The organism is Actinophytocola sp., assembly GCF_035942955.1.
Taxonomy (GTDB): domain Bacteria; phylum Actinomycetota; class Actinomycetes; order Mycobacteriales; family Pseudonocardiaceae; genus DASYTH01.
In genome coordinates this window covers 24,374-33,966 of sequence record NZ_DASZCQ010000031.1, presented here as the reverse complement: position 1 = coordinate 33,966, position 9,593 = coordinate 24,374, and the positions used below count along the sequence as shown (strand labels likewise).

The following is a 9,593-nucleotide window of genomic DNA, read 5'->3' as shown; positions in this document are numbered from 1 at the left end:
GCCCGGCCCTGGCCACGGCGCGCTCGGTGGCCGCGCGGTACCGGCCGGCCCGCTCGGGCCCGGCCAGCGCGGAGCCGAGCAGCAGCGCGCCGGCGATCGCCGAGGCGCCGGACGGGCTGGCGTTGTCCCCGATGTCGGACGGGCGCCAGACCAGCGCGTCCGCGTCGTCGGCGGTGTCGAAGAAGACGCCGGGGCGCTCCGGATCGGCGAAGTGGTCCAGCGCGCAGTCCAGCAGGCCGGTCGCGACCCGCAGCCAGCGATCGTCCAGAGTGGACTGATAGAGCACGAGCAGGCCCTCGGCGAGGCACCCGTAGTCCTCGAGCACCCCGGCCGCCGAGCCGGCGACGTCGTCGCGGGAGGCGCGGCGCAGCCGGCCGTCGACCAGGTGCAGCGAGACGACCAGCTCGGCGGCGGCGCGGGCGGCGGCCAGCCACCGGTCGTCGCCGAGCACCACACCGGCCTCGGCCAGCGCGGCGATCGCAAGACCGTTCCACGCGGTGATCACCTTGTCGTCGCGGGCGGGTTGCGGCCGCTTGTCGCGGGCCTCGAGCAGCCGTTGCCGGACCGAGCGCCAGCGCTGCGGGTCGTCGGGCTCGTCGAGCAGCTGCAGGGTGGACGTCCCGTGCTCGAACGTGCCGGACCCGGTGACCTGCAGCAGGTTCGCCGCCCATGCCCCGTCCGACTGGCCGAGCGCCTCGGCGAGCTGGACCGGCGTCCACACGTAGGTGAGGCCCTCGACCCCCTCGGTATCGGCGTCGAGCGAGGCGGCGAACCCGCCCTCGCGGGTGCGCAACCGGTCGATCAGGAAGCCGGCGGTCTGCTCGGCGACCTCGCGGTACCGCGCGGATCCGGTGAGCCGGGTGAGATGGGTGTAGACCCGCAGCAGCAACGCGTTGTCGTAGAGCATCTTCTCGAAGTGCGGCACCTCCCAGCGGGCGTCCACGCTGTACCGGGCGAAGCCGCCGGCGAGCTGGTCGTAGATCCCGCCGGCCGCCATCCTGGTCGCCGTGCGCTCCACTATGGACAGCGCCTCGACCGAGCCGGTGCGCTCATGGTGGCGCAGCAGGAACTCCAGCACCATGGACGGCGGGAACTTCGGCGCACCACCGAATCCACCGTTGCGCCGGTCGTAGTCACCGAGCAGCGACGCCGCCGCACCGGCCAGGATCTCCGCGTCCACAGTGGACTCCTGGAGCGGCGCGGTCTGCTTGGACAGCTCGGCGACGACCCTGGCGCCCGCGTCGCGCACCTCCTTGTCGCGCGAGCTCCACGCCTCGTGGACCGCGGTCAGCAGCTGCCGGAAGGACGGCATGCCCGGCCGCGGCGCCGGCGGGTAGTAGGTGCCGCAGTGGAACGGCTCCCCCTCGGGCGTGAGGAAGCAGGTCATCGGCCAGCCGCCGTGGCCGGTCATGGCCTGCGTGGCGGTCATGTAGACGGCGTCGACGTCCGGGCGCTCCTCCCGGTCCACCTTGACGTTGACGAACCTGGAGTTCATCAGCTCGGCGGTCTCGGCGTCCTCGAACGACTCGTGCGCCATCACGTGGCACCAGTGGCAGGCCGCGTAGCCGACCGACAGCAGCACCGGCACGTCCCGGCGGCGGGCCTCGGCGAACGCCTCGTCGCCCCACTGCCACCAGTCCACCGGGTTGTCCGCGTGCTGCAGCAGGTACGGGCTGGTCGCGCCCGCCAGTCGGTTCGCCATGCCACCAAGCCTGCCAAACCCGGTCCGGGCCGGCATGATCGCCACCGCGGTACGCCGAGTGCCACAACGTGCCGGCCGTTCGGCCTACCGGGACTGCACCATTGGGCAGCGATCCACTGCTCCGGAGCACCGATCGGCGCGGGTGATTGTGCCGGTTCACCGGATCGGGCGAGCCTCGGTGAGATTGCCACCGGGGAGGAATCATGCTGTCCAATGCTCACGCGCCGAGATCCCGACTGTTCCGACTCCGCGCGCTGGGCGCCGCGGCCGTCGTCGTGGCGGCCACGGCCGGCCTCGGGGCGGCGGCGGCGCCACTGGCCGCGCCGGGCGGCGGGGTCGATCCCGGCACCGTCGAGCTCACCCTCGGCCCCGGCCAGAGCGCCACGGTGGCCAAGCGGGTGACCACCCCGGCCGTCGCACCCAAGCCCGACATCGTGTTCCTCGGCGACACCACCGGCAGCATGGATCCGGTGCTGGCCAACGTGCGCAACAACACCCGGACGATCATCGACCGGATCCGGGAGTCCCAACCCGACGCCCGGTTCGCCGTCACCGCCTACAAGGATCAGCTCGACGGGCCCAAGGCGTTCACCGTCAACACGCCGCTGACCGACGATGCCGACGCCGTGCAGGCCGGCACCAACCAGTGGCTGTTCGACGTCGGCGGCGGCGGGGCGCCGTGGACCGACTTCATCAACGCGCACTACCGGATCGCCACCGACGCGATCGCGTTCCGGCCGGACAGCACCCGGATCATCGCCTGGTTCGGCGACGCCGCGTCGCGCGACCCCAGCCTCGGCCACACCCTTGCCGACGCGAGCAACGCGCTGCGGGGGGCGGGGGCGCACGTGATCGCCGTGCCGATCGTCGGCACCAGCGGCGACGGCCTCGACCGGCTCGGGCAGGCCAGCTCGATCACGAACGCCACCCGGGGACGGCTGATGCCCGACACCGCCGCCGAGCAGGTGTCCGACGCGATCCTGGCCGGCATCCAGATCCTGGAGGTCACCGTCACGCCGCGGGTGACCGCCTGCGACTCCGCGCTCGAGGTCAGCCTCGACCCCACCGTCCGCACCGTCCGAAGTGGAACGGACGCGAACTTCACCGAGACCTTCCGGGTGCGGCCGGACGCTGCGGCCGGGACCTACCACTGCACGGTCGACTTCCTGGTCAACGGCGTCTCCCAGGGCCTTGTGCAGCAGTCCACCGTGCACGTGCCCGGAGTGTCCATCGGGGATGTGACGGTGACCGAGGGGGACAGCGGAACCACGTCCGCGACGTTCAACATCACGCTGGACCGGCCCGCCGCCACCGAGGTGCGGGTCCGCTGGGCCACCTCCGACGGCACCGCGACCGCGCCGGACGACTTCCTGGCCGGCAGCGGCGAGGCGATCTTCCCGTTCGGCACCACCACCCAGCCGGTCACGGTGCCGATCGTCGGCGACCTCGCCGCCGAGCCGGTGGAGTCGTTCCCGGTCACGCTGTCCGCGCCGCAGGGCGCGGCGATCGCCGACGGCGCCGGGGTGGGCACGATCGTCGACGACGACACCGACCCGATCCCGTCCAGACTGTCCATTAGCGACACCACGGTGACCGAGGGGAACGCGGGGACCACGCGGGCCACGTTCACGCTCGGCCTGGATCGCGCGTCGACCGGGCCGGTGACCGTGCACTGGGCGACCGCGAACGGCACCGCCACCGCGCCGGAGGACTTCACCGCCGCCAGCGGGGACGAGCGGTTCGAGCCGGGCCAGCTCACCAGGCAGGTCACGGTGGACGTGCGCGGTGACACCGCCGACGAGGACGACGAGTCGTTCACCGTGCAGCTGACCAACGTCGTGGGCGCGGAACCCGCCGACGCGCAAGGTGTCGGCCTGATCGTCGACGACGACGGCGCGCCGGGCGCCCGACTGTCCATCGGGGACGTTTCGGTGATCGAGGGCGACTCCGGCACCACCGAGGCGACGTTCACCGTCACCCGCGCCGGCGCCGCCACCGGGCCGATCACGGTCGACTACGCGACCGCGGACGGCACCGCGGCCGCACCCGGTGACTACACCGCGGTCGCCGGCCGGCTGGACTTCGCGCCGGACCAGACCAGCCGGCCGGTCGTGGTGCCGATCGTGGGCGACACCCTGGCCGAGGGCGACGAGTCGTTCACCGTGCGGCTGACCAACGCCGTGGGCGCGGAGATCGCAGATGGTCAGGGCGTCGGCGTGATCCTCGACGACGGCGACCCCGGCGACCCCGATCCGCAACTGTCCATAGGGGACACCACGGTGACCGAAGGGGACAGCGGAGCCATGTCCGCGACGTTCACGATCAGCCTGAGCCGGGCGCCGGCCGCCGGCGAGGTGAGCGTGCGCTGGGCGACCGGGGACGGCACCGCGACCGCGCCGGCCGACTACGCGGCAGGTACGGGAGTCGAGACGTTCGCCGCGGGCCAGCTCAGCCGGCAGGTGACCGTGCCGGTGGTCGGCGACACCGCGGTGGAGGGCGACGAGACGTTCACCGTCACCCTGTCCGACGCCGCGGGCGCGGAGATCGCCGACGGGCAGGGGGTCGGCACGATCGTCGACGACGACGCGGAGCTGCCCGGGCTCAGCATCGGCGACGTGTCGGTCACCGAAGGCGACACCGGCACCACCCGGGCGACGTTCACGGTCACGCTGGACCGGCCGGGCACCGGCGAGGTCGGCGTGCGGTTCGCCACCGCGGACGGCACCGCCATCGCGCCGGGCGACTACCTGGCCGCCACCGGGGAGGTGCGCTTCCCGGCCGGCGTCACCAGCCGACCGGTCACCGTTGACGTCGTCGGCGACCTGGTCCACGAGCCCACCGAGACGTTCGCGGTGATCCTGTCCGACGCCGCGGGCGCGGAGATCGCCGACGGGCAGGGCCTCGGCACGATCGTCGACGACGACCCGGTTCGCGCCGGCCAGCTCACCTGCACCGCGACCGCGCTCAACCTGGTCGACTCGACCGCCAACCCGCCGAACCTGCCGTGCCGCGACGACGCGCGGTCGGCGACCCTGGTCCGGGCGAACCTGGGCCTGCTCGCCATCAGGGGCACCGGGCTGACCGCGGCGACCGAGCAGACGCCCGACGACCTGACCGGAGCGCCGGCAGCCGGCGACAACGCCACGGCGCGGAGCGGGCTGACGTCGGTGACGATCACCAGCCTCGGCCTGACCATCGAGATCGGCATGATCGGCTCGACGGCCACGGCCGAATGCGTCGCCGGGCCTGCCGGGCTGGCGCCGCGGCTGTCCGGCAGCTCGACGATCGCCACGCTGAAGATCAACGGGGTCGCGGTCCCGGTCGGCTCCGCACCGCTGCGGATCCCGCTGGTGATCGGTTCACTCGAGCTGAACACCACCGTGACCACCCCAACCTCGATCACCCAACGAGCGTTCGCGCTCACCACCGTCCTCGGCGGCGTGATCATCGGCGAGGCCAGGGCGGGGCTGCGGGGCAACCCGTGTGGGAGCTGAGGCTCAGCCGGGGCGGCCGTTGGCGTCCCGAGGCTTCTCGGGCTCGGCGTCCTCGGGTTTGTCGAAGGTGGCCGGGACGCGCTTGAGGTGCTTGTTCATCGAGCGGATCAAGAATGCCACGGCGATGAAGAACAGGATCAGGATGAGGAAGCCGACGGGCGAGGACTTGCCGACGTCCTCGCCCCTCGGCTCGCCGGGTGTCGGCGACGGCGACGGCTGGGCCTGCACCACCGCGAGGGTATGGCTCGGTGCGGCCGGCAGCACGCCGTAGGTCACGTGGTCACCTTCTCCTGGATGCCCTCGAACAGATCATCCTCCGGGAGGGTGGTGTCTACCAGGGACCGGGCCAGCTCGTAGTCCTCGTACGGCCACACCTCGCGCTGCACCTCCAGCGGAACGGCGAACCAGCGGCTGTTCGGGTCGATCTGGGTGGCGTGCGCCATCAGGGCGGCGTCGCGGACCTCGAAGTAGTCCGCGCACTCGATCTGCGTGGTGATCCGGTGGCTGTTGTCGCCGCGCTCCTCGGTCCACTTCTCCAGCCACTCGGTGTACGGCGACTCAAGGCCCCTGGCCAGCAGCGCCTCGTGCATCGCGACCATCCGCTTGCGGGAGAACCCGTGCGAGTAGTAGAGCTTCAGCGGCGACCAGGGCTCTCCGGCGTCCGGGTGCAGCTCGGGATCGCCGGCCGCGTCGAAGGCGGCGACCGACACCTCGTGGCAGCGGATGTGGTCGGGATGCGGGTAGCCGCCGTTCTCGTCGTAGGTGATCACGACGTGCGGCTTGAACTCACGCATGATCGCGACCAGCGGGGGCACGGTCTCCTCGAGCGGCAGCGCGGCGAAGCTGCCCTCCGGCACCGGCGGCGGCGGGTCGCCCTGGGGCAGTCCGGAGTCGACGAAGCCCAGCCACCGGTGCTCGATGCCGAGGATCTCGGCCGCCCTCGCCATCTCCTGGCGCCGGTACTCGATCATGTTCTCGACCACGTCCGGCCGGTCCATCGCCGGGTTGAGGACGTCACCGCGCTCGCCTCCGGTGCAGGTCACCACCATGACCCGGTGGCCTTCGGCGACGTATCGCGCCATCGTCGCCGCACCCTTGCTCGACTCGTCGTCCGGGTGGGCGTGAACCGCCATCAAACGCAGCTGCTCGGCCATGACCTCCGCGAACCCTCTCGATCCGGTAGCCCCATACTGGTAACTCGAACTACTCAGGTGGGGCCAATTGTTCCCCGCGGAGGTCGAATGTCCCTTGCGGATCGCGTGCTGCCCGAGGGCCGCTACGGCTCGCGGGGTAGACCCACCCCGCGCCGAACGTACTGGATCGTCGGCGCCATCGCGGTGGTGGCCGGGGCCGGGCTCGGATACGTGGCGTACACGAACCTCGGCGGCGCGCCGATCGAGACCGAACGGGCCGCGTTCGAGGATCTTCCGGGCAACGCGATGCGGCTGACCTTCACCGTGCGGCGCGACGAGCCGAATCGGGCCGCGGTGTGCATCGTCCGGGTGCGCGGTCAGGACGGAACCGAAGGCGGCCGCAAGGAGGTTCTGATCCCACCAGGCGGAACGCCGACCTCGGTCAGCACCGTCATCCGGAGCACGAATGAACCGGTCACGGCGGACGTGTTCGGCTGCTCATATCAGGTGCCGCCATACCTGTCCACCACGATGCCGCCATCGGAGTGAACCGGGGCCTACTCTCTGCAAACCGGACAAATCGGGCACGGCCGGAGCGTTTTGCGTGATATGCTTACTCACCGGCACGGCCCCGCGCGGGCCGTGTTTTTCCGTTCCGGGTGCTCGTTGTTAACGCCCGGAAACTGCCGGCCCGCAGCCGTGGGCGCGCCAGTATTGAGGAGGAGATGGTGACGGTGAGCGACGCAGGCGTGACCTGGTTGACCCAGGAAGCCTACAACCGGCTCAAGCAGGAGCTCGACGAGCTGATTGAGAATCGCCCGGCCATCGCCGCAAAGATCAACGCGAGCCGCGAGGAGGGGGACCTCCGGGAGAACGGTGGCTATCACGCCGCTCGCGAGGAGCAGGCCCACCAGGAGGCGCGGATCCGTCACCTGCAAGAGCTCCTGCGCAACGCCAAGGTCGGCGAGGCGCCGGCGAACGACGGGCTGGCCGAGCCCGGCAAGGTGCTGACCGTCAGGTACGAGGGTGACGACGAGACCGAGAAGTTCCTGCTGGCGACCCGCGAAGAGGGCGCCGAGGGCGGGCTGGAGATCTACTCGCCCGATTCGCCGCTCGGCCGGGCGCTGCTCGGCGCCAAGGAGGGCGAGACCCGCTCCTACGAGCTGCCCAACGGCTCCACGCAGAAGGTCACCCTGGTCAAGGCCGTTCCGTACGTCGGCTGATTCACACCACCGGCCCGGCGAGGGTAAGCGGGCGGCCGGCCCGAGCGGTCGGCGACGCGACCAGCTACCGAAGTGACCGAAGCCAGCGACGCCCCACGGCGCGCTGCCCAGCCCGAGTGACCGGCGACCCAACCATCCGGCCAAGCCGGTGGTCGCGACCTGACGTGAATGTCCCTCAGGTGGCTCAGACACCGCTTCTCGCGCGTTCCACCAGCTGACGAACCCTGAACGGAATCGGCGTGGTCAACGCGATCGAGGTCGACGTGCGCTCGACGTAGGGCACGTCGACCACCTCCTCGATCACCCGCTGCAGGTCGGTGTTCGACCGGGCCACCACCCGGACCAGCAGATCCCCGCGGCCGGTCGTGGAGTGCACCTCGCACACCTCGTCGATCGCGGCCAGCCGCTCCACCACCTCGATCCGGCGGCCCTGCGCGATCTCCAGCACGGCGAACCCGGTCAGCGGGTAGCCCATCGCCTCGAGATCGAGGTCGGGCGGGAAGCCCCGCAGCACGCCGCGGCGCTCCAGCCGGTCCAGCCGCGCCTGCACCGTCCCCCTTGCCACGCCGAGCTGCCGCGAGCACTCCAGCACGCCCAGCCTGGGCTGGTCGGTCAGCAGGAGCAGCAGCCGCGCGTCCAGGTCGTCGAGCACCTCACCGTGGTCCATCTCCCGCCCCCTGAGCACTCTGCTCACTTTGTGAATGCGATCCCGGATCTCACTGGTCATCTTGCCCGGTGAAATCGCCGACGGTTGCCCAGAATGCCTTATCCCAGGATGCTGAGGCCAGGGAGACGTACCACGGGAGGTTGCCATGACCCAAGCCATGGACGACATCAGCTACGACCAGCTGCGCCAGCTCGTCGGCCTCGTGGACTACGACGAGACGCGCGACCCCTTCCCGGTCAAGGCGATGGACGCGGTCGTGTTCGTCACCGGCAACGCCACCCAGACCGCGCTGTTCTACCAGTGGGCGTTCGGCATGCGGCTCGTCGCGTACTCCGGCCCGGAGACCGGCAACCGCGACCACAAGTCGTTCGTGCTGACGTCCGGCTCGGCCCGGTTCGTGATCAATGGCGGGGTGCGCCCGGACAGCCCGCTGCTGCGCCATCACGCCCGGCACGGCGACGGCGTCGTCGACCTCGCGTTGGAGGTCGCCGACGTGGACCGGTGCATCGCGCACGCAAGGGCGCAGGGCGCCCGGGTCCTCACCGAGCCGCACGACGTGTCCGACGAGCACGGCACCGTGCGGACGGCCGCGATCGCCACCTACGGCGAGACCCGGCACACGCTCGTCGACCGCTCCCGCTACACCGGCCCGTACCTGCCCGGCTACCAGGCAGCGCAGGGCACCGTGCGCCGCGCGCCGGACGCGCCGAAACGGCTGTTCCAGGCGATCGACCACTGCGTCGGCAACGTCGAGCTCGGCATGATGGACCACTGGGTCGACTTCTACAACCGCGTCATGGGCTTCGTGAACATGGCCGAGTTCGTCGGCGACGACATCGCCACCGAGTACTCCGCGCTGATGAGCAAGGTCGTCTCCAACGGCAACCACCGGGTCAAGTTCCCGCTCAACGAGCCCGCCGTGGCCAGGCGCAAATCCCAGATCGACGAGTACCTGGAGTTCTACGGCGGTCCCGGCTGCCAGCACATCGCCCTGGCCACCAACGACATCGTGGCCTCCGTGCGCGCCATGCGGGACGCCGGCGTCGAGTTCCTCGACACCCCCGACTCCTACTACGACGACCCCGACCTGCGCGCCCGAATCGGTCAAGTCCGGGTACCCATCGAGGTCCTCAAGGAGCACGGCATCCTCGTCGACCGCGACGAAGACGGCTACCTCCTGCAGATCTTCACCAAACCGATCGGCGACCGCCCCACCGTGTTCTACGAGCTCATCGAGCGCCACGGCTCCCTCGGCTTCGGCAAGGGCAACTTCAAAGCCCTCTTCGAAGCCATCGAGCGCGAACAAGAACGTCGCGGCAACCTCTGAACCCCCCGCCCCCACCCGGCGTATCAACCAGCAGCCCCGCGCACCCC

Annotated in this window: 8 protein-coding genes; 4 read left to right on the top strand and 4 right to left on the bottom strand. The window is 71.1% G+C overall.

Annotated features, from left to right (window positions below; translation table 11 throughout):
- A partial coding sequence (locus tag VGX25_RS02735; protein ID WP_326915953.1) for a thioredoxin domain-containing protein occupies positions 1-1,702 on the bottom strand: 1,702 nt, incomplete at its 3' end.
- Between the two features lie 203 nt (positions 1,703-1,905).
- Here VGX25_RS02735 and VGX25_RS02730 point away from each other — a divergent pair.
- Positions 1,906-5,196: a Calx-beta domain-containing protein gene (locus VGX25_RS02730; RefSeq protein ID WP_326915952.1), complete on the top strand. Its 3,291-nt coding sequence runs from the start codon at positions 1,906-1,908 to the stop codon at positions 5,194-5,196.
- 3 nt (positions 5,197-5,199) lie between these two features.
- On the opposite strand, the gene VGX25_RS02725 is transcribed toward VGX25_RS02730, so the two are convergent.
- Together VGX25_RS02725 and mca are read right to left on the bottom strand one after the other, a co-directional pair.
- On the bottom strand, positions 5,200-5,472 hold the full coding sequence (locus tag VGX25_RS02725; RefSeq protein ID WP_414635704.1) for a hypothetical protein: 273 nt from the start codon (positions 5,470-5,472) through the stop codon (positions 5,200-5,202).
- Positions 5,469-6,350, bottom strand: a complete 882-nt coding sequence (gene mca, locus VGX25_RS02720; protein ID WP_326915951.1) for a mycothiol conjugate amidase Mca — start codon at positions 6,348-6,350, stop codon at positions 5,469-5,471. The genes VGX25_RS02725 and mca overlap by 4 nt, the downstream gene beginning before the upstream one ends.
- 87 nt (positions 6,351-6,437) lie before the next feature.
- Here mca and VGX25_RS02715 point away from each other — a divergent pair, with 87 nt between their 5' ends.
- Positions 6,438-6,878, top strand: a complete 441-nt coding sequence (locus VGX25_RS02715; protein WP_326915950.1) for a DUF4307 domain-containing protein — start codon at positions 6,438-6,440, stop codon at positions 6,876-6,878.
- A gap of 176 nt (positions 6,879-7,054) precedes the next feature.
- On the top strand, positions 7,055-7,552 hold the full coding sequence (gene greA / locus VGX25_RS02710; protein WP_326915949.1) for a transcription elongation factor GreA: 498 nt from the start codon (positions 7,055-7,057) through the stop codon (positions 7,550-7,552).
- Positions 7,553-7,736: 184 nt separating this feature from the next.
- On the opposite strand, the gene VGX25_RS02705 is transcribed toward greA, so the two are convergent.
- Positions 7,737-8,219 (bottom strand): Lrp/AsnC family transcriptional regulator, encoded by a 483-nt coding sequence (locus VGX25_RS02705; RefSeq protein WP_326915954.1) that lies wholly within the window; start codon positions 8,217-8,219, stop codon positions 7,737-7,739.
- Between the two features lie 145 nt (positions 8,220-8,364).
- Here VGX25_RS02705 and hppD point away from each other — a divergent pair, with 145 nt between their 5' ends.
- On the top strand, positions 8,365-9,546 hold the full coding sequence (gene hppD, locus VGX25_RS02700; protein ID WP_326915948.1) for a 4-hydroxyphenylpyruvate dioxygenase: 1,182 nt from the start codon (positions 8,365-8,367) through the stop codon (positions 9,544-9,546).
- Positions 9,547-9,593 lie beyond the last annotated feature (47 nt).

Excerpts from the sequence above, each read along its gene's own strand:
- VGX25_RS02730 (WP_326915952.1), top strand. The coding sequence starts at position 1,906 with ATGCTGTCCAATGCTCACGCGCCGAGATCCCGACTGTTCCGACTCCGC.
- mca (WP_326915951.1), bottom strand. The coding sequence starts at position 6,350 with ATGGCCGAGCAGCTGCGTTTGATGGCGGTTCACGCCCACCCGGACGAC.
- VGX25_RS02715 (WP_326915950.1), top strand. The coding sequence starts at position 6,438 with ATGTCCCTTGCGGATCGCGTGCTGCCCGAGGGCCGCTACGGCTCGCGG.
- greA (WP_326915949.1), top strand. The coding sequence starts at position 7,055 with ATGGTGACGGTGAGCGACGCAGGCGTGACCTGGTTGACCCAGGAAGCC.
- VGX25_RS02705 (WP_326915954.1), bottom strand. The coding sequence starts at position 8,219 with ATGGACCACGGTGAGGTGCTCGACGACCTGGACGCGCGGCTGCTGCTC.
- hppD (WP_326915948.1), top strand. The coding sequence starts at position 8,365 with ATGACCCAAGCCATGGACGACATCAGCTACGACCAGCTGCGCCAGCTC.